The following is an 18107-nucleotide window of genomic DNA, read 5'->3' as shown; positions in this document are numbered from 1 at the left end:
AATCACAAAAATCTAATTAAAGCCAAAATTTTAGAGTCCTCTATCTGGGAGGAACCCCTCCGACTTCAGTCGGATACTGGCTTCAGCCTACGAATCGCGTGGTAGCCTGTAACCTCGGGAAAAGCGGAAGCCGCCGAAGGCGTGAAGCTTCCGCTTTTCCCGAGGTTACAGGCTATGGCGTATCGGTCCGGTTGTCACACAACTTTCCATCATCGCTACCATCTCGTTTGGGCGCCGAAGTACCGGTACAAAGTGCTGATCGGTGAACCGCTTCGCGAGGCTCGCGACAGAAGCTTGCGATCGCTGTCGCTCGCCTCGAATGGCGTGCGTGGTCTTGGCGCTGCCATGTAGAACCTGTCCCATAAATCCCTCCGATGTGACGAAGATAAATCTACACCATCACATGCTGGGACCAAACACCTAGGCCGGCCGTCATATGGATCGGCTGCGCGCCAATGAACGCGCGTATTGAAACTGGGCGTGTCGGCAAGGAGGGCTGTCGACACGCCCAACGTGACATGCCAAGACGCATTCCAATAGCTAGAAGCTTTTATATATTATGCTTAATCAAAAGGCGCTTAAATCCTACCTTGCCTTAGCGAAGGCTAGGCGTGAAGCCGGAAGCCCAAGCGGCATCCCTGTGGAAGTGAGTGTCTCGCTCGCTGACGCATTGTCTTTTCTGGCCGTTCAGGATGACACTTACAAAGGCGCAGCAATTATTCGGGCCAAAGACCAGATTGCCGATCCCGCTCTGTCCGATATCGTTACACTCTGCGTACGGTTTGGTAGCCTTCTGGCTCCTGTTCGCAATTTGATGATGGCAACCTCCGGCTTCGCTCTCAATGAAATCAGGACGCCTATTCATGATGATGCCGAGGTCGACCGAAAGAGATCCATGGTTGGAACCTGTCTATGGGTTTGTGATAAATTTCACTGGCCGCTTTCAAAGACCGGTGCCCCGTTATCCCCGCTGATGCAGATCAACCTGCGAGAGTTACATTCCCCGCTCATGGCAGAGGCGGATTTTCCAGCCTTGCTTGTGCAAGTTTGGGGAGATCAAATTACCCCAGTGGTTCGCACTATCCCCCTATCGGAGATAGAAGGTTCGGCCTCTGATGGGTCAATCCCAGACTGGGAAAATGAGCACTTGTATTACGGCGTGACGGAAGAGGCGTCGGGATCGGCCAAGGATATCCAAGCAAGCTCAGGTCAAATCCTTTATGGCGAATATATCGGAATTGGGCCAGCCGACTCCTTTGCAGTAAGTCGTGACATTTTTTCTTTCGAAACGGTAAGATATGAAATTGAAATCCTTTCCGAGAATTCACAGTTTTCCGGACAGGATGCTCAAACCGATATCTCAGAATTGATAGATTATCTTAGTGATCGTTTCGAGGCGGCGATGGCTAAGTACGAACAATCGGATAGATCGGTCAGCGACAAAGATGGATACTTTTTTGGCGACACCAAACTGCGCCAATCCGATTATAGTAGTTGGTTTAACGATCACGGAGCTTGGCATGGCGGTGGCTGGAAGACGCTTTATCAGCCGTGCAACAAAGGAGATGCGCTTCCAGGCCTTTCTATCTTTTGGGATGGAGAGATGGCCCTATTCTGGCGGATCAAGGATGGAACGTTCGAGTTTTGCGCCGAAGCGGATCGCTGACCCCAGAAACGGCGATGATGGCATGGCGCCGTTTTAAATCTTGCACTCAACGCAGACCACCCAGTTTGGCGGGGGCCTTCAGCGGCGAACTGGGAATATATGGACGACACTGTGTCGGGGGCATTGCCGCACTGCAACCTGCCTAGCCGCATTTGCGAACCACCCAAATGCCCACGGTAACGACTAGGACAAAGAACAGCAAAATTGGGCTCTGCAGGATCTCCTCGAACATCAGCTTGAACGCATAAAGGATCAACGCGATCAAGAAACCGAGAAAGATGATGTGGATCGGCCAGAGATCCTTGTCGTTCATGAGACCACGACCTCGATGGAGTTGGTCCCCCGACCGGTAAGCGGCACCATAAATCTCCCGAAATCCGGCTCACCTCCTTCACGCGGTAATGCCCCAACAAATCGGATTTGACCGCTTCCGAGCAACGCAGCAGGAAGATCGATCCGGGCTGCACTGTCGTGGTTTCCGCCCAAGTTTACCACTTGCAGTGATGGTCGGCGCGCCGTTGCAGCCCGCAAGAAGCTGAACAGGCGCCGCATCGCGTTAATTGGCGGGTTCGCGACATCGTACACGTCCTCAGTGACCAGCAAGACATCGGCTGCATGCTCATCAATGCGATCCAGCAGCCAGGCCAAACAAGCGTCGTGCTTATACTCCCGCGGATGCCCGGCGAACTCGTGCCCGAAGTGCCAATCCGATGTTTGGATTACGGTCATGGGGGGCGGGGCCATCAAACTTGCTTTCGCGTAACATGCGTGAAGGGGCTGCTAGGGGTGCGCATCAGCCGCAGCTCCACTCAAAGGAAAAATCGAAGTTGCCGGATTTGTTAGGGGCATAGAAAATCTGGGCATTGCCGCAATCGCCCCACATGAACATGCCGCCGGATGTCCTTCACCACCCGCTCAGCAGGGGCCTTGGCGGGCGATTTTTTCAAGGAGTGTTGGGACTTCATCTTCGTTCCTTCGTCACTACGACGAAGCCTCAACACTCCTTAATTCACAACCTCAAATCTGTGCCATTGGTGCTGACGGGGAACAGTCGCCAATCGGTGCCCCGGCTCAATTTGCGTGTATGTGCTCTTGGCAGGATAACTCCAGTGCAAGTGGTCAGCAGCAGAACTAAAGACCTCGATCTCGCGGGCCTGCTCCATACTGAATGGGCAATTTTCGGCCGCAAAGGCTCTATCAATTGAGCGGCAAAATTGTTCTGCCCGCTTAACAAGTGCACGCTCTTTCGCTGACATCTTAGGGCAAACTTGGATCACTCGAAGGGTATTTCCTCTCCATTGTCGTCCTGAGTTGCCTCCACCTTCGATGAGTTAGCGACATGGCTGACTATCTTGCTGGGGATTGCAACTTGGATCAGCTGGACAAGATCCTCGAGCGTGCTGACGGTAAAGGGGATCCCGCTACGAAATTTCGTCTCGATAACGTCGAGTTCAGTTTGATCAATTTTTCCAACGATACGGCGGCTGATGTCCTGAAGCATTGCCAGGCTATCGAGATAGCCGTGCGGTGCATCTGGATCATCGTTTTGCCATGCCTCTTGCCAATTGGAGTGGTCAGAAAGTTCAGTCTCATCGAAATCACTAGCCGCGATGCTGACCTTGCCCTGGTCCGATGAAACCCAAACCCCTTGAAACTTCATTGCCGTCCCTTTCATTCATGCCGCCAGCGAGTCGATATCTGACCCTAGTTGGGGACAACAGAGCTTGTCTCGAATCATTTTCTGCGACCTCTTTTTGTTCCCTTACGTCAGCAAAACATTGGCGGCATGGCCCCAGTTTAAATCTTGCACTAACAACGTATGGCCCGCCCTGTTTGCAAGTAGGATTTTACGGTGTTCTGACAAGTCTGCGCCAACGTATACGGTCTCGTGAGTTTGCTCACGGCCAAGATGGAGATCCGCGCGTCAGGAGCCTCATAATCAACTTGGAATCGAAGTTCCATTGTTAGTGCCGGGCTTCCCAACGCCGTTCGACTGTCAGGCCATCTTTGCGATCCTTCCTGCAGCCGGTGCAGGATGTTGAGCACATGGGTCTTGGTGGGAACCCCTGCCTCCAGAGCCAGCTCAACCGCGCATAGAACAGCCTGTTCATCGTGCTGCAGCACCAGCGCCAGGATCTCGACCATCTCGCGATCCCCGCCGGAGTGCCTCAGCAGATGGCCCTGGAGCTGCCTGAACGCATCGGGCATCTCGGTGAACGGTGCTCCGTTACGCAGGGCGCCAGGCTTGCGCTGGATCACCGCCAGGTAATGCCGCCAGTCATAGACGATCCGCCCCGGCAGATGATGGGATCGTGCGATGATCCGGCCATGCGTTGCTGCTGCGCCCAGTCGGCCTCGCCGCAGACTGACAGGAGTTTCAGTGTGGTGAGGTCCGCTGGCTGCCGTCCCTCGACAATCGCCTCGACCAGCGCTGGTGCAAGGAATGCAACCCGGGTGACGCGGGTGGCGTACGACGGCGTCACTCCCTCCCGTTCCGCCAGCGCGCCGATGGTGATCCGCTCGCGGCGCAGGATGTCCCAGTAGCGCCGGGCCTGGACGATCAGGCGGACGAGCGATTCCGCCGGGGGCGAGGTGACCGCGGCTCCGCCATGGTCGACCAGCTTCAGCATCTGGCCCGAGCGGCGAATATGCACCGGGGCCTCGCTGGTCACTGTCACGGGATCGACGGGCGCGCGGGCGAGCCCGAGCGCCTGCGCCACGGCGGCCGCGTCGAGCGAGATGGATACGCTGTGGTCGGCCACAGTGACCTTTGCCAGGAGCGGCGCGATGGCATCGCGGGTTCCCCCACGGACTTTCACGGCGAGCTGATCGGCGCGTTCGTGGAGCATTCGCCAGTCCGCGAGAGGAGAGGAAGGGCAGATCCGCTCCGCCAGCGACAGCGGATCGGAGCACAACTCCGCAATGTGTCCGGTGACCAGCTGCTCGAGGGCCTGCGCGGGGATCCGCATGCCCGTGTCAGCATCACCGTGGTGATGCCGCTCGCTGACATAGTAGTGGTAGCGCCGGGTTCCTTTCGAGGTGTGCACCGCGATCAGCCGGTTCCCATCTGCATCGACCAGCTTGTCCGCCAGCAACGCCTTCCTTGCATTGCGGACCCGGTGCGTGCCCTGCACATGATCCGTCAGCTGCGCCTGCACCGCCTCCCACTCCTCGCGCCCCAGCAGGGCCGGATGCTGGCCGGGGAAGACCTTGCCGTGATGCACGATGTTGCCGGCGTAGACCGGGTTGCGCAGGATCGAATAGAGCTGTCCGCGCGAGAACGCGGCACCGCCGAAGCTCTTGCCTTTCTGGGAGGAGCGCAGAGGGGTCAGGATGCCCTCACCGATCAGCCAGTCCGACAGCGCCCGCACCGTGCCGAGCTCCCGGTAGCGGCGGTGGATCAGGCGCACGAGCGGGGCATGTTCCTCTTCAATCGCCAGCGTGCGGCCATCGGGCCGGTAGCCGAGCGGCGGGGTGCCGCCCATCCACATGCCGCGCGCCTTGGAGGCGGCGATCTTGTCGCGGATGCGCTCGGCCGTGACCTCGCGCTCGAACTGCGCGAAGCTGAGCAGCATGTTGAGCGTGAGCCGCCCCATGGAGGTGGTGGTGTTGAAGGACTGGGTCACCGAGACGAACGAGGTTCCGGCGGCATCGAACCGTTCGACCAGCTTCGAGAAGTCGAGCAGCGAGCGGGTCAGCCGGTCGACCTTGTAGACCACGACGATGTCGATCAGCCCTCGATCGATATCGGCGAGCAGTCGCTGCAGGCCGGGCCGATCGAGGGTGCCCCCCGAAATCCCGCCATCGTCGTAGCGTGCGGCAAGCTCGCTCCAGCCCTCGCTTGCCTGGCTCCTGATATAGGCGGCGCAGGCCTCGCGCTGGGCATCGAGGCTGTTGAAGTCCTGCTCGAGGCCCTCCTCGCTCGATTTGCGGGTGTAGATCGCGCAGCGCACCGCGTTCATGCCGCGAGCTTCTTCCTGAGCCCGAAGAACGCCGGGCCCGACCAGCGCGTTCCGGTGATCGCGCGCGCCACTTCGCTCAGCGAGCGGTACCCGGCACCGTTCCAGCGGACGACCTTGTCCTCGCCCACGGTGACGACATGCACCGTCCCCTGCCATTCGCGGACCAGCCGCGTCCCCGGGCCCGCGGCTGAGGTGCGGGTCTTGCGCGCACCCAGCTGCATGAGGCGCTGCTGAACACCGCGCTGCAGGCCGCCCTGCGACTTCGCCTGGTGCTCCCATGCGAGGGCATGGCGCAGGATGCTCGGCGAGACACGCGGGGGCGGCTCGCCAGTGACGCGCTGCCATGCCCGGCGCAGCTCCTCGGCGGACATGTCGTCGAGGCCTGCCAGCGGGTCGGGAAACGCCATCAGGCTGCGCCCGCGATGCGGTAGCAGGTGTCCTCGCCGCGCTTGCTGCGTTCGATCCCGTGGCCCTTCTTGCGCAGGCCGGTGAGCGCCGCGCGGGTGGAGTGCGCAAGCCAGCCGGTCGCGGCCATCAGCTCGGCGAGCGTGGCGCCATCCTCACGGCGCAGCAACGCGAGCACGGCGTCGGTCTTGCCGGGCTGTTTGATCTTCACTGCTGGCGGCGAGAGAGGTGGGCTGTCCGCGGTCGGCGGCGTGGCCAGGGTCTGTGCGGCGGGCTGCTGTGGTTCGGGCTCGCGGGCCATGCGGCGTGGGCGCTTCGATGCAGGCTGAGTCATGGTTTCGGTCATGGGTGGTTCCTCTGATGCGAAGCGGCACCGTGCCGCTCCCACCACCCACAGCCCTGCCGATCTGGATCGGTCAGGGCAGCGGCCCTCGCTCAGGGTCCGCGATTCATGAGCATGACCAATGCTCGGTTCGGGTGCGAAGTCGAATGGTTTGTGGCGGCACATTCAGACTAATTGCACACAATTTCGGCACCGGAGGTTAGCACGGCCCGCAACCTCTTATGTGGGAAAATATCAAGCTAGGCACATTGCACTCGCTAACGACGGGCAAGACTGCCCTTCAGATTAACTGGATGCGATAAAAGCATTAGTAGAACTTGCCTGCGGGCGGGCGGGATCGTTTGTATTGTCGTCACTCGAGTACCACTGCTCGAATTCGTAGGGCGAGGGGAGATGTGCCAAGATGGCTGTAGTCTTTATCAGCGGAGCGTCACGCGGGCTGGGAAATGCGCTGGCGGCAGAATATGCCGCGCGCGGCGACAAAGTATATTGCGGCGTGCGCTCGGCGCGCCGGTCGCGGGTATTCCTGTCGAACTTAACGTGACTGATAATGACAGCGTGGCACGAGCCGTCGCGGCGGCTCTGTCATGTCTGGACGGCGCCCTGCGATCAAGGGTGATATTTAGAGTCTCGCTTGGTGGAGCAACCCCTCCGACTTCCAGTCGGATACTGGCTTCAGCCATAGACTCGCGCGATAGCCTGTAACCTCGGGAAAAAGGGAACCGCCGAAGGCGATGAAGTTCCCTTTTTCCCGAGGTTACAGGCTATGGGCTACAAGAGCGGTTGTCACACGACATTTCATCATCGCTACCATCTCGTCTGGGCACCCAAGTACCGGTACAAGGTGCTCATCGGCGATGTGCGCCTCAGGGTGCGCGAGATCATCAAGCAGGTCTGCGATGAAATGGGCGTGACCATCGTCAACGGTGCCCTATCGCGGGATCACGTCCATATGTTCGTCGAAATCCCACCGCATGTCTCGGTCAGTGACTTCGTGCGCCGGGCCAAGGGGCGTTCGTCGCGCAAAATCCAGCAGGAATTCGAGCACATCCGTAAACGCTACTGGGGCCAACGCTTCTGGCAACGAGGCTACTTCTCGACGACATCCGGCAACATTACCGATGACATCATCATGCGTTACCTGGACCGACATACCCACAAGGACGGCTTCAGCCCCTCCGCCTGATCCTACCGGCGTCAGCCGGTCAGTGCTTCAGTTAGGCGACGGTCGCGGGTGCGGTCATGTCTCCGGCCTTTGCGCGTGGGATTGATCCACTGGCCCTGATGTTTGTCCGCTGATCTGCTGGCCTCATTCAGAGGGACGCGCTTCCCTGCGCAGACAGAGCCTCAGGCTTGGCAGATTATGTCCGGTTATGTCGCATCACCTCATGGTCACCCGAGATTATGGAGCGCTATACAAGGTGCGAAGTTTACCTTCAGGCCTTGGCAGCGCGATAGGATGTGCCGTTCGTCATGACCGCATAGGCGATGCGGGCAAGCTTGTTGGCGGTGGCAACCGCGACCAGCTTGAACGGCTTGGTTTCCATCAGCTTTTGCGCCCAGCAGCGGAGTGGATCGGTATGCCGCGCGCGATGGAAGAGTACCGCGTGTGCACCCACGACCAGTAGCTTTCTGAGATAGGCATTCCCCATCTTGGTGATCCGCCCGAGCCGGGGTTTCCCGCCCGACGAGTTCTGTCGTGGCACCAGGCCTAGGAACGCAGCAAACTGCCGTGGCCCCGAGAAGCTGGATGGATCACCCACGCTTGCGACCAGGGCCGAGGCGGTGACCGGACCGATGCCCGGAATCGACATCAGCGCATTCGCAACCGGATCGGCCTTCGCCAGCCTGGCGATGGCAGCATCGGACTCCTTAATCTCGGCATCGAGCTGTTCGAGCTGTGTGACCAGCGGCAACAGGGCAGTGACCACGGCTTGCGGGATGGATGCATCACCTTCGCGCAGGAGGCCGGCGAGCGCGCGCCCATGAACTGGTCCTTGTGCGGCAATGATCCCGATCTCGGCCAAATGCCCACGCAACCCGTTGAGGATCTGCGTCCGCTGCCGCACCAGCATCTCGCGGACCTTGTGATGCATCAGTACCGCTTGGTTATCGATGGACCGAACCTTGACGAAGCGCATCGTGGGCCGCGTCACCGCCTCGCAGATCGCCGCCGCATCTGCCGCATCGTTCTTTTGGCGTTTGACATAGGGCTTTACATAGGCCGGCGGCATCAGGCGGACATCGTGCCCCAGCGCCATAAGTTCGCGGCCCCAATGATGCGCTGAGCTGCAGGCTTCCACGCCAACCAGGCACGCTGGCAGCGACGCGAAAAACGATAGAAGATCGCGCCGCCGCACCTCCTGTGCGAGGACAAGCTGGCCCTGGCCATCAACGGCGTGGATGAAGAACACATGCTTGGCCAAGTCGAGGCCAACCGTGGTGACAGACGACAAGTCGATTGGTAATTTACCCATGGACGGTGCTCCTGTGCTGATCGCTTTGACAACGACCAGAGACTGGCAGCGGGTTCTCCCGAATCAACTGCCAAACAGAGCGCCGTCCACACCATCAGGGCAATGTGGCACGCGGTGCATTGCGCTGATATCCAGCGCGCATGAGCCGCAAATCCAGAGCCAAGCCGCCCAGTCCGTTCCGCTACTTCAACTCATCGCCCGAGGTGATCCGCCTCGTGGTGATGATGTATGTTCGCTTCCCGCTATCGCTGCGCAATGTCGAGGACTTGCTTTTCGAACGAGGCATCGACCTTTGCTATGAGACCGTGCGAATGTGGTGGAACCGGTTCGGCCCGTTGTTTGCCGCAGATATACGGCGCCAGCGGGTAAGCCGGATGAAGGGCTTCCGGCAGTGGCGCTGGCACCTTGACGAGGTCTACGTGAAGATCAACGGCGAGATGCATTACCTCTGGCGCGCGGTCGACCAGGAAGGCGAAATCCTCGAGAGTTTCGTGACCAAAAGGCGGGACAAGGAAGCGGCCCTGACGTTCATGAAGAAGGCATTGAAACGCCACGGATCGCCCGAGGCGATCACCACCGATGGGCTGGCTTCATACAAGGCTGCGATGAAGGTGCTGGGCAACACCGACAAGCAGGAGATTGGCCGTTGGGCCAACAACCGGGTCGAGAACAGTCACTTGCCGTTCCGACGACGGAAGCGGGCGATGCTCCGGTTTCGACAGATGAAGTCATTACAGAAGTCCGCCTCGGTTCACGCCGGTCTCCCCAACCACTTTAACCAGGAATGCCACCTCATCGATCGAAAAACCTACAAGGCTCGCCGCTCGGCCGCACTGGACGAGTGGCAGTCGCTCATGGGCTGAACACTTGCACACAAAGCCCAAGCCGTGCGAAATGGAGACGAGTTGCGATTAGACTGACAGTGCTGATTCGCACAATGCGGTAATCTGCCTCACTGATACAGAAGAAGCAGTATTGACGATCCAAACGGGATGCCTGTTACAGCTTTCCGAAGGGAGCTAGCTGCAATTCCCGACATCTATATGCTGATGCGATTGGGTCAATTGTGAGCTGCACACCAAACCTTGACCACCCGTCTGGGCTTGATCCAGCGTTCCGACGTCAGGGGTGATTGCTTACCATGACGTTTGTTTGACGGTATGACAAAGTGTCTGGGGCGTTGGTCAAGGCGAGATCGGCCGGCAGGTCGACATCGGAGGCGAGACCATGTGGGCGAATGGTGCTGAACCGCAAGGAAGCCGAATCGGTCGCAGCGTGGTGGCGGGTGAGGCTGTCCGGTCCGAACGCAAAGGCAATTAGACCAGGCCGCCTTAGCAGAAGGGCATTGGTTCCACTGCCGGCGATGTCCGTGGCGGCGACCACATCTGCCTGATCCAGCGCATCTAGCAGAGCAGCGATGTCGCTGGGCGTGAGCACCGGCAAGTCGGCGCTGAGTACCAGCAAAGGTAGTTCCGGATCACATAGCGCGGTGGCCTGTTCAAGAGCGGGGTTGAGCCCGCTGCTTTCCTCCCGAACCGGCCGTGCGCCGCGTTGCTCGGCAAGGTTGAGCAGAAATGGGCTGCGGCTTACCACGTAAACCTGAGCAGTCGGAACACTGGCGACCGCGATATCCAGCACATGCCTGAACATGCGCTCGACGAGCGCAGCGCGGGCGTGCGGACTGAGCACCGAGGCTAGCCGGCTTTTACCTTCCTCCGGCGGACGCACAGGGATGACGATGCTGCACGTCACCGTTAGGGATTCGCTGGCGAGCTGTCCCTGGCAGTCATGGATTGTGCTCGCGCTTGGTGTCACTGGCGCGGCAGCCCCGTGAGGCGGATGCCCGCGCCCGGCACCTTGTAGCGGCGGTTGAGCGCGATCAGCACGCTGGTCAAGCCTTCCGCGACGACCGAGTTGCATAAGGGGCCGGCGTTCCACGCGACTAGGCCGATCTCGTGAGCGAGCTCCACGACCTCTTCGGCCGCTGCCGGATCGTCGGCGCAGACCAGAACGTCGCATTCGACGTCCACGTCGAGCTTGGTCAGGTGGTGGGCGGAGATGTTCTGGAACGCCGAGACTACGCGCACGCCTGCGCCGAGCAGCTTCTGCACGGCTTCCACGGCGCTCCCGCCCTCGGGGAGCTGGACGCGGGATACCTTTGGCGGGACCAGCGGCACGGTGACGTCGATCAGGATCTTGCCAGCAAGTGCCGGGGCAACTTCCTGCACGGTCGCCTGCTGGCCCGAGAACGGGACCGAGAGCACGACGATATCCGCCGCGGCGGCGGCATCGAGGTTGGCAAGGCCGCGCACCTTGGCGGTATCGCCCAAAGTCGAGCGCATTTCGGCCGCGCCTTCCTCGGCGCGCTCGGCGGTGCGGCTGCCGATGATCACCATGTGACCGGCATGGGCCCAGCGCAGCGCCAGCCCGCCGCCTTCCTTGCCGGTGCCACCAAGCACGGCGATGGTCTTCTTGTCAGACATTCAACGGTTCCTTTTCGCTTCGCCGCCGGGGCGGGGTGAGGATCACGGGTGTGAGCGGTGCGGCTTGCCGCCCGCGCGCCAGGGTGAGGTCATCGACCGCGCCGTAAAGCGTGGTGCGCTGTTTCGGCGTGCGCCCCGCCGCACGGATCAGTTCTTCCATCTCGCTGGGCGGCAGTTCCTGCCCGTGAGCGGCGCCGGCCGCGCGGCTGATGCTTTCGTCCATCAGTGTGCCACCAAGGTCGTTCGCCCCTCCGGCCAGACAGGCCTTGACCCCCTCGGTCCCGAGCTTGACCCAGCTGACCTGGATCGAGGTGAGGTGCGGGTGCAGCGCCAGTCGGGCGACCGCATGCATCAATCGCACCTCGCGGAAGGTCGGGCCGCGGCGGCATTCGCCTTTCAGGCCCATCGGCGATTCCATCGGTACGAACGGCAGTGGCACGAATTCGGTGAACCCGCGGGTGCGCTGCTGCAACTCGCGGATCGCTATCAGGTGCCGCGCCCAGTGGCGCGGATTGTCGACATGGCCGAACATGATCGTCGCTGTTGTGCGCAGGCCGACGCGGTGCGCCGCCTTGATCGTATCGAGCCATTCGGCGGTGTTGAGCTTGTCGGGGCAGATCACGTCGCGCACTTCGTCGTCGAGAATCTCGGCAGCGGTGCCTGGGAGCGAACCGAGCCCGGCGTCCTTGAGCAGAGTGAGGTAGTCCTCGAGCCCGAGGCCGAGGGTCTGCGCGCCGTGGCGCACCTCGAGCGGCGAGAAGGCGTGGATGTGGATGCTCGGCTGTGCTGCCTTCACCGCGCGCAGCAGGCCCAAGTACGTCTCACCAGTGTAAGACGGATGGATGCCGCCCTGCATGCACACCTCGGTGCCGCCGCGCGCTACTGCTTCGGTCACCCGGCGGGCGACTTCACTCATGGCGAGGTCGTAGGGCGCGCCGCGCAAGCTTTCTGCGCCGCGCCCTTTGGAAAACGCGCAGAAGCTGCACTTGTAGGCGCAGATGTTGGTATAGTTGAGGTTGCGGTTGACGACGAAGGTGACCTCGTCGCCGTTGACCGCGCGGCGCAATGCGTTTGCCGATGCGCAGATATGTTCGACGTCCGCTCCGCGCGCGTGGAAAAGCGCTTCGATCTCGTCCTCGTCGATGCCCTGACCGGATACCGCCCTGGCGACGATCCGGTTAATGCGCGGGTTAACCTGGCCGGAAATCGGCTCGGGCTGAATGGGCAGGTGCTGGCCGGGGGACCATGTATCCTGCCGCGCATATCCGGCCGAGTCCGACTGCGCGAGCAAGGCTCGGCGCGGCGCAATGTCCTGCCATGGTGCTTTAAGAAATGCTGGATAGGCCGGCAACCGAGCCACCAGCCGCCGCCCGGCAGCTTCGGTCGCAGCGCGCAGCTTGTCGACGGCGGGCCACGGGCGTTCGGGGTTAACGTGATCCGGGGTCACCGGCGAGACACCTCCCCAGTCGTTGATCCCGGCTTCCAGCAAGCGCGGGAACGAGGCGTCGGACAGGTTCGGCGGTGCCTGCAGCGACACATCTGCCGGCAGGATCAGCCGCGCTGCCGCGATCGTCCACAGCAGTTCGTCGAGCGAAGGTTCTTGCGCGTCTGCCATCGGGGTGCGGGGCTTGGCGCGAAAGTTCTGGACGATCACTTCCTGGATATGACCGTACTCAAGATGCAACTCGCGGATTGCCAGCAGCGCCTTGATCCGTTCGGCGCGAGTCTCGCCGATGCCGATGAGCAGCCCGGTGGTGAATGGGACCTTGAGTTCGCCGGCTAATCGGATCGCCGCCAGCCTGACGGCCGGCACCTTGTCGGGCGAGCGATAGTGCGGGCCGCCCTTGTCGCCAAGCCGGTCGGCAACCGTCTCCAGCATTAGCCCCTGTGAACCCGAGACAGCCTTGAGCCGGGTCATCTCGTCGCGGGTCATGATCCCGGCGTTGACGTGCGGGATCAGCCCAGTGCCCTCCAGCACCAGCCGGCACATCGCTTCGAGATAGTCGATGGTCGTGGCGTATCCCAGCTCGGCCAGTTCGCGGCGGGCGCTGTCAAAGCGCAGTTCCGGCTTATCGCCCAGCGTGAACAGCGCCTCGGCGCAGCCGGCGGATGCACCCTCGCGGGCCACCGCCAATACTTCGGCGGGGGTCATGTAAGCGCGCTGGCCAGGGCGAGGGCGGGAGAACGTGCAGTAGTGGCACAAATCGCGGCATAGCTGGGTGAGCGGAATGAACACCTTGGGCGACCAGCTCTGGTGCTGACCGAATGCTTCGTCGCGAAGTGCGGAAGCTCGCGCCATCATGGTCGATAAGGGGGCGGAAGAACCGAGCAATATGTTAACCTCGTGAATAGAACGACTGGCTATCTGCTTCGAACTTCAGCAGCGAACTCGCGATGCGGAAGTCGGGGCCAAAGCTTGAGCGGTAACGTTCGAGCCCCGCAACGATTGACGAGACGCCCACTTCGCTAGCCCACCAGAGCGGTCCGCCTGTCCACCTGGGCCAGCCAAATCCGAGCATCCATACCACGTCGATGTCGGAGGGGCGTTGGGCAATGCCTTCTTCGAGGATCAGTGCAGCCTCGTTTATCATGACGTAGACTGTGCGGACGATGATCTCATCGTCGGAGATCGTGCGCCGCTCGATCGCCGCATCGTTTCGAAACTGTTCGACGATCGAGCCCACCTCGGTCGACGGTACTGGCTTTCTCCGATCATCGTAATCGTAGTACCCAGCACTGCTTTTCTGGCCAAGACGCCCACGTGCGCACAGCGCATCATTGAGATTCTCAATTCGGTTCACGTCGCGGTGCCATCCGATATCGACTCCAGCAAGATCGATCATCTGCAGAGGGCCCATAGGCAAGCCAAGGCGCGTGCTGACTTCATCAATCTGGGTGATGGCGGCGCCTTCAAGAAGTAGCTGCTTTGCTTGTTCCAATCTGGGAAGCAGCATGCGGTTGCCAATGAATCCGTGACACACCCCCGAAAGCACCGGGACTTTGCCAATGCGTTGTGTGATCTTCATGCATGTCGCCAGCACTTCATTGCTGGTCTGGTCGCCCCGGATCACCTCCACAAGCTTCATCACATTGGCGGGTGAGAAGAAGTGAAGCCCAACAACCGCCTCTGGGCGTGCCGTCGCCGAAGCCATTTCGTTGATGTCGAGGAATGAAGTGTTCGACGCCAGAATGGCATTCGGTTTTGCGAGCGCATCGAGCCTGCGGAAGATATCCAGCTTCACAGACATATCTTCGAATACGGCTTCAATGATGAGATCGCATTGCCCGAGATCATCGAATGCAAGGGAAGGGTTTAGCAGGTCTGTCGCCTTTGCCCGCTGATCCTCTGTAAGCCTGCCCTTGCTCACGCTTGTCGCAAGAATCCGGGCAATTCCATCTGCGCCGCGCTGCAAGGGTGCCGCGTTGGTTTCAACCAAAGTAACCGGGATGCCAGCAAGCAAAAAGTTGATCGCAATGCCTGAACCCATCGTGCCAGCGCCGATCACGCCGACGCGCTCGACCGAATGCCTTTCTATTTTAGCTGGAAGGCCTTCTATCTTGGCGGCCTTGCGCTCGGCAAAAAAGACGTGCTGCAATGCACGCGCCTGATCGCTTTGTAGGAGCTCTTCGAAAAGTGCCGCTTCCCGAGCCATGCCTTCCATAAAGGGCAGTTCCGCCGCAGCATGGATTGCAGCGGCACATGCCTGAACGCTGTCGAAGTGACTTTGCAGGTGCGGCGCTAAATGCGCGTCGAGATCGGAAGGTATCGCCGGCGGCGGAAGATCGCAGGTGCGCCGCACCCCTGTCAGTGATCCTGCAAATTCGAGCGCCTCGACGATGACTGCGTCATCGTCGGCGAGGCGGTCGACCAAGCCAAGCGAAAGGGCCTTCTCTGCTGAGACGCCGGTCCCCGTCGCTATCATGTTAATCGCTGCGTTCATGCCGATTAGCCGGGGAAGGCGCTGGGTTCCGCCAGCCCCTGGCAGCAGACCCAGTTGCACTTCAGGCAGCGCCAAATTGGCATTTCTTGCTGCAATCCGATAGTGACATCCCAAAGCCAGTTCGAGCCCGCCGCCAAGACACTGGCCGTGGATGACTGCGATCACCGGCTTGGAGCAACTTTCAATCCGGTCGATCAGTGTAGGGAGTCTGGGGGCATCTTCCGGCTTTTTGAATTCATTAATATCCGCGCCCGCGGAAAACAATCTTCCGGCGGCGCGGATCAAAATCGCACTTACCTTTCCGTCCTGTTCGGCACGGGCAATAGCATCGAGCAATTCTCCAACAAGCGAAACGCCTAGCGCGTTGACCGGAGGGTTATCGATTACGATCTGTGCGATGGCATCTGTCTGAGCATATGTGATCATGATGAAATCTGCATTCCGTTAGAGCGCGCGCATGATTCTGGATATTCAGACAGGCATTACCTTGCCGAGGACTTCCTCGACTGCGCACGAATAGCTTTCACCTGGGACACCTTCAGTATCTGCGGTCCACAGAATGAACCTGTCGATGCCCAGGTCACGAATGGCCAGAATGCGTTCGACGCATACTGCCGGATCTCCGATCAGGCCGAACTTATCGATGAATTCTGGGTCCAAGGACTCCGACTGCTTGCTGGCGTTCTGTCCGTGGTTCTTCATGTCGTAAGTCGATGCAACGCGCTCGAGGTTTGCGCGCTCCGCATCAGTCACGGGACCGACAACCTTCTTATTCATGACGGAAAATCGGCTCATTGAGGCGACCATGCCTTGCGACAGATTGCGCGCCAACTCGTGGTCGGGGTGCGGGTAGCAGGGGATGTAGGCACCGAATTTTAGTTCCGCCGGGTCACGACCAATCCGGTCGAGCTCTTCCCGGGCGGTAGCAATCGCCCACTTCAGTCGCTCCAAGTTTGCCCCGAGAGCAAACCCTATGCGGTCAGCATGACGAGCGGCAACGGCGATCACTTTGGGTCCGGTAGCGGCTACCTCTAGTTCGGGAGCGACGTAGTCATCCGGAAGCCATTTGAGCGGGCTGGCCTCCGGCGTTTCGCCGATAGCCAATTTGCTGAAATCCTTCTTCTCGGCGAGAAACGCTGCGCCATCTTCGGCTGAAACCGCTTTGCCGTGCAGGTAGGCCCGGATCGTGGCAAGTGCATTTTCAAAAATTCCGAGCGAGACGGGCGGCGCACCGATATACGCAAGCGATGAATCGCCGCGTCCAATACTAAGCGTCATTCGGCCGCCAGACACCGTCTGAACAGCCGCAGCCGCGCTGGCAACAACCGAAGGATGACGCGTCGCAGTATTGCTGGTCCCGGTCGCAAGTTTCAAATTGCTGGTGGACGCGGCACACCAGGCCAGCGTCGAAAAAGCCTCGCCCGCGAGAACCTGGGAGTCGGGGAAAGCTCCGCCGCTCCAACCATCCTTCTCCAGTCGCTGGGCGCGCTTCGCGACCATCCTTGGATCTTGACTGCTGCCTGGGGCGGTAAGAGTGGTCCACAGTTCAAAAGATTTGGTCATGGTACGGGCCTTCCTCAACAATTTGGATTAAGCGGTGACGAGACAGGGTATCGCGCGGGCAAAGTCACAGCACCTCGAACAATCCTGCGGCGCCCATGCCGCCGCCAATGCACATTGTGATGACGACATGGCGCGCTCCTCGCCGTTTGCCTTCGATCAGGGCGTGACCGGTCATCCGGGCACCACTCATCCCATAAGGGTGACCGATCGAAATCGCGCCGCCGTTGACGTTTAGTAGCTCGTCAGGAATGCCAAGAGTATCGCGGCAATGGAGCAGTTGCACGGCGAAGGCTTCATTGAGTTCCCAGAGGCCGATATCATCAATTTTGAGTCCGAAGCGTTCGAGCAGCTTGGGTATGGCGAAGACTGGCCCGATTCCCATTTCGTCAGGTCGTGTGCCGGCGACGGCCATGCCAACATAGCGCCCAAGTGGTGTCAGGCCGCGACGCTCAGCAATTTTTTCTTCCATCAGAACACATGCTGAGGAACCGTCGGAGAGCTGGCTCGCATTGCCCGCCGTGACGATTCCGCCAGGAAGCACCGACTTCAGCCCAGCGAGGCTTTCGAGCGAAGTTTCAGGACGACTCCCTTCGTCCTTGCTTAGCGAAACCTCGACTTCGGACACCTCCTTTGTCAGCTTGTCGGTCTGGTGCATGGTCGCAGTCACCGCAACGATTTCCTCATCGAACTTGCCGGCCGCCTGTGCGGCAGCGGTGCGATGCTGGGACTGAAGCGCGTATTCGTCGCAAGCTTCACGACTGATGCCATAGCGCGCGCCGACAACTTCGGCTGTCTGCAGCATCGGCATATAGATGTCAGGGTGATCACGCTGCAATTCGGGGTCTGTCGTTGCGCGCATCTCCGGGGTTTGAATGAGGCTGATCGATTCCAGGCCGCCGCCGATGGTGATGTCCATCTGGTCGCAAACAATCTGCTTGGCGGCTGTGGCGATGGCCATCAGCCCGGACGCGCATTGACGATCGAGCGACATGCCCGATACGACGTCCGGCAGGCCGGCGCGCAGCAGGGCCAGTCGGGCAACGTTGGTTGCCGCGTGGCCCTGCTGGAGTGCCGCACCAAATACGACATCATCGACGGCACCAGGTTCGATCCCAGCGCGCTCGACCGCAGCCCTGATCGAATGGGCACCGAGAGTTGGCGCGGGCAGTGCATTGAAGGCACCGCGGTACGCGCGGCCGATCGGGGTGCGGGCAGTTGAAACGATCACGGCGGAACGCATAAGTAAGCTCCATTCAGAAATTCGAGC

16 protein-coding genes and 3 pseudogenes are annotated in these 18107 nt (G+C 60.3%); 4 read left to right on the top strand and 15 right to left on the bottom strand.

All coding sequences use genetic code 11. The features are described from left to right. Positions 1–174 precede the first annotated feature (174 nt). Positions 175–288, top strand: a pseudogene (locus tag WG900_RS20275) (IS200/IS605 family transposase); the annotation flags it as partial. Here WG900_RS20275 and WG900_RS11090 read toward each other — a convergent pair. Beyond that, positions 265–363: pseudogene (locus tag WG900_RS11090) on the bottom strand (IS481 family transposase); the annotation flags it as partial. The pseudogenes WG900_RS20275 and WG900_RS11090 overlap by 24 nt on opposite strands. 196 nt (positions 364–559) lie before the next feature. Between WG900_RS11090 and WG900_RS11085 the strand changes: the two are divergent. Further along, entirely contained in the window at positions 560–1666 is a 1107-nt protein-coding gene (locus tag WG900_RS11085) for a hypothetical protein (protein WP_339967130.1), read from the top strand. A gap of 142 nt (positions 1667–1808) precedes the next feature. Here the strand turns inward: WG900_RS11085 and WG900_RS11080 are convergent, their stop codons facing one another. The 7 genes and pseudogenes from WG900_RS11080 to WG900_RS11050 all read right to left on the bottom strand — a co-directional run bounded on the left by WG900_RS11080 (position 1809) and on the right by WG900_RS11050 (position 6379). After that, the gene (locus WG900_RS11080) at positions 1809–1979 is read right to left on the bottom strand and encodes a hypothetical protein (protein WP_339967129.1); all 171 of its coding nucleotides are present in this window, start codon (positions 1977–1979) and stop codon (positions 1809–1811) included. Next, entirely contained in the window at positions 1976–2395 is a 420-nt protein-coding gene (locus WG900_RS11075; protein WP_339967127.1) for a metallophosphoesterase family protein, read from the bottom strand. Before WG900_RS11075 ends, WG900_RS11080 begins: the two co-directional genes overlap by 4 nt. A 544-nt stretch (positions 2396–2939) precedes the next feature. Next, positions 2940–3341 carry a hypothetical protein gene (locus WG900_RS11070; protein WP_339967126.1) on the bottom strand — a complete coding sequence of 134 codons (402 nt, stop codon included), beginning with the start codon at positions 3339–3341 and terminating at the stop codon, positions 2940–2942. 134 nt (positions 3342–3475) lie between these two features. Further along, positions 3476–4039, bottom strand: a pseudogene (locus WG900_RS20215) (hypothetical protein); the annotation flags it as partial. Further along, positions 3922–5628, bottom strand: a complete 1707-nt coding sequence (locus WG900_RS11060; RefSeq protein WP_339967125.1) for a recombinase family protein — start codon at positions 5626–5628, stop codon at positions 3922–3924. The pseudogene WG900_RS20215 and the gene WG900_RS11060, both read right to left, overlap by 118 nt. Next, positions 5625–6035, bottom strand: coding sequence for a DUF2924 domain-containing protein (locus WG900_RS11055; RefSeq protein WP_339967123.1), 411 nt, complete (start codon positions 6033–6035; stop codon positions 5625–5627). Before WG900_RS11055 ends, WG900_RS11060 begins: the two co-directional genes overlap by 4 nt. Further along, on the bottom strand, positions 6035–6379 hold the full coding sequence (locus WG900_RS11050) for a DUF3489 domain-containing protein (RefSeq protein ID WP_339967122.1): 345 nt from the start codon (positions 6377–6379) through the stop codon (positions 6035–6037). The genes WG900_RS11055 and WG900_RS11050 overlap by 1 nt, the downstream gene beginning before the upstream one ends. Before the next feature lie 763 nt (positions 6380–7142). Between WG900_RS11050 and tnpA the strand changes: the two genes are divergently transcribed. Next, on the top strand, positions 7143–7562 hold the full coding sequence (tnpA, locus tag WG900_RS11045) for an IS200/IS605 family transposase (RefSeq protein WP_339967120.1): 420 nt from the start codon (positions 7143–7145) through the stop codon (positions 7560–7562). Positions 7563–7812: 250 nt separating this feature from the next. Here tnpA and WG900_RS11040 read toward each other — a convergent pair whose 3' ends face one another. Beyond that, positions 7813–8832 carry an IS110 family RNA-guided transposase gene (locus tag WG900_RS11040; protein ID WP_339967419.1) on the bottom strand — a complete coding sequence of 340 codons (1020 nt, stop codon included), beginning with the start codon at positions 8830–8832 and terminating at the stop codon, positions 7813–7815. Between the two features lie 161 nt (positions 8833–8993). On the opposite strand from WG900_RS11040, the gene WG900_RS11035 reads away from it, so the two are divergent. Beyond that, on the top strand, positions 8994–9716 hold the full coding sequence (locus WG900_RS11035) for an IS6 family transposase (RefSeq protein WP_339967118.1): 723 nt from the start codon (positions 8994–8996) through the stop codon (positions 9714–9716). 259 nt (positions 9717–9975) lie between these two features. On the opposite strand, the gene cofC is transcribed toward WG900_RS11035, so the two are convergent. The 6 genes from cofC to WG900_RS11005 form a co-directional block, all read right to left on the bottom strand. Then, a complete protein-coding gene (cofC, locus tag WG900_RS11030; RefSeq protein WP_339967115.1) occupies positions 9976–10605 on the bottom strand; it encodes a 2-phospho-L-lactate guanylyltransferase in 630 nt (209 codons plus the stop codon). Between the two features lie 59 nt (positions 10606–10664). Further along, on the bottom strand, positions 10665–11336 hold the full coding sequence (npdG, locus tag WG900_RS11025; protein ID WP_339967113.1) for an NADPH-dependent F420 reductase: 672 nt from the start codon (positions 11334–11336) through the stop codon (positions 10665–10667). Continuing rightward, complete coding sequence (gene cofH / locus WG900_RS11020) at positions 11329–13638, bottom strand: 5-amino-6-(D-ribitylamino)uracil--L-tyrosine 4-hydroxyphenyl transferase CofH (RefSeq protein ID WP_339967111.1); 2310 nt, start codon at positions 13636–13638, stop codon at positions 11329–11331. Before cofH ends, npdG begins: the two co-directional genes overlap by 8 nt. A gap of 34 nt (positions 13639–13672) precedes the next feature. After that, a complete protein-coding gene (locus WG900_RS11015) occupies positions 13673–15703 on the bottom strand; it encodes a 3-hydroxyacyl-CoA dehydrogenase NAD-binding domain-containing protein (protein ID WP_339967109.1) in 2031 nt (676 codons plus the stop codon). Between the two features lie 45 nt (positions 15704–15748). Continuing rightward, complete coding sequence (locus tag WG900_RS11010) at positions 15749–16840, bottom strand: LLM class flavin-dependent oxidoreductase (RefSeq protein ID WP_339967107.1); 1092 nt, start codon at positions 16838–16840, stop codon at positions 15749–15751. A gap of 64 nt (positions 16841–16904) precedes the next feature. Next, positions 16905–18080: an acetyl-CoA C-acyltransferase gene (locus tag WG900_RS11005; protein WP_339967105.1), complete on the bottom strand. Its 1176-nt coding sequence runs from the start codon at positions 18078–18080 to the stop codon at positions 16905–16907. Positions 18081–18107 lie beyond the last annotated feature (27 nt).

Source organism: Novosphingobium aquae (genome assembly GCF_037572715.1).
In the GTDB taxonomy this organism is placed as follows: domain Bacteria; phylum Pseudomonadota; class Alphaproteobacteria; order Sphingomonadales; family Sphingomonadaceae; genus Novosphingobium; species Novosphingobium aquae.
This window is presented reverse-complemented; position numbering and strand designations above follow the sequence as displayed.

Coding starts and splice junctions, on each gene's coding strand:
- WG900_RS11085 (WP_339967130.1), top strand. CDS start 560: ATGCTTAATCAAAAGGCGCTTAAATCCTACCTTGCCTTAGCGAAGGCT.
- WG900_RS11050 (WP_339967122.1), bottom strand. CDS start 6,379: ATGACCGAAACCATGACTCAGCCTGCATCGAAGCGCCCACGCCGCATG.
- WG900_RS11060 (WP_339967125.1), bottom strand. CDS start 5,628: ATGAACGCGGTGCGCTGCGCGATCTACACCCGCAAATCGAGCGAGGAG.
- WG900_RS11070 (WP_339967126.1), bottom strand. CDS start 3,341: ATGAAAGGGACGGCAATGAAGTTTCAAGGGGTTTGGGTTTCATCGGAC.
- WG900_RS11005 (WP_339967105.1), bottom strand. CDS start 18,080: ATGCGTTCCGCCGTGATCGTTTCAACTGCCCGCACCCCGATCGGCCGC.
- WG900_RS11015 (WP_339967109.1), bottom strand. CDS start 15,703: ATGATCACATATGCTCAGACAGATGCCATCGCACAGATCGTAATCGAT.
- npdG (WP_339967113.1), bottom strand. CDS start 11,336: ATGTCTGACAAGAAGACCATCGCCGTGCTTGGTGGCACCGGCAAGGAA.
- WG900_RS11010 (WP_339967107.1), bottom strand. CDS start 16,840: ATGACCAAATCTTTTGAACTGTGGACCACTCTTACCGCCCCAGGCAGC.
- WG900_RS11055 (WP_339967123.1), bottom strand. CDS start 6,035: ATGGCGTTTCCCGACCCGCTGGCAGGCCTCGACGACATGTCCGCCGAG.
- tnpA (WP_339967120.1), top strand. CDS start 7,143: ATGGGCTACAAGAGCGGTTGTCACACGACATTTCATCATCGCTACCAT.
- WG900_RS11075 (WP_339967127.1), bottom strand. CDS start 2,395: ATGACCGTAATCCAAACATCGGATTGGCACTTCGGGCACGAGTTCGCC.
- WG900_RS11035 (WP_339967118.1), top strand. CDS start 8,994: ATGAGCCGCAAATCCAGAGCCAAGCCGCCCAGTCCGTTCCGCTACTTC.
- WG900_RS11080 (WP_339967129.1), bottom strand. CDS start 1,979: ATGAACGACAAGGATCTCTGGCCGATCCACATCATCTTTCTCGGTTTC.
- cofH (WP_339967111.1), bottom strand. CDS start 13,638: ATGATGGCGCGAGCTTCCGCACTTCGCGACGAAGCATTCGGTCAGCAC.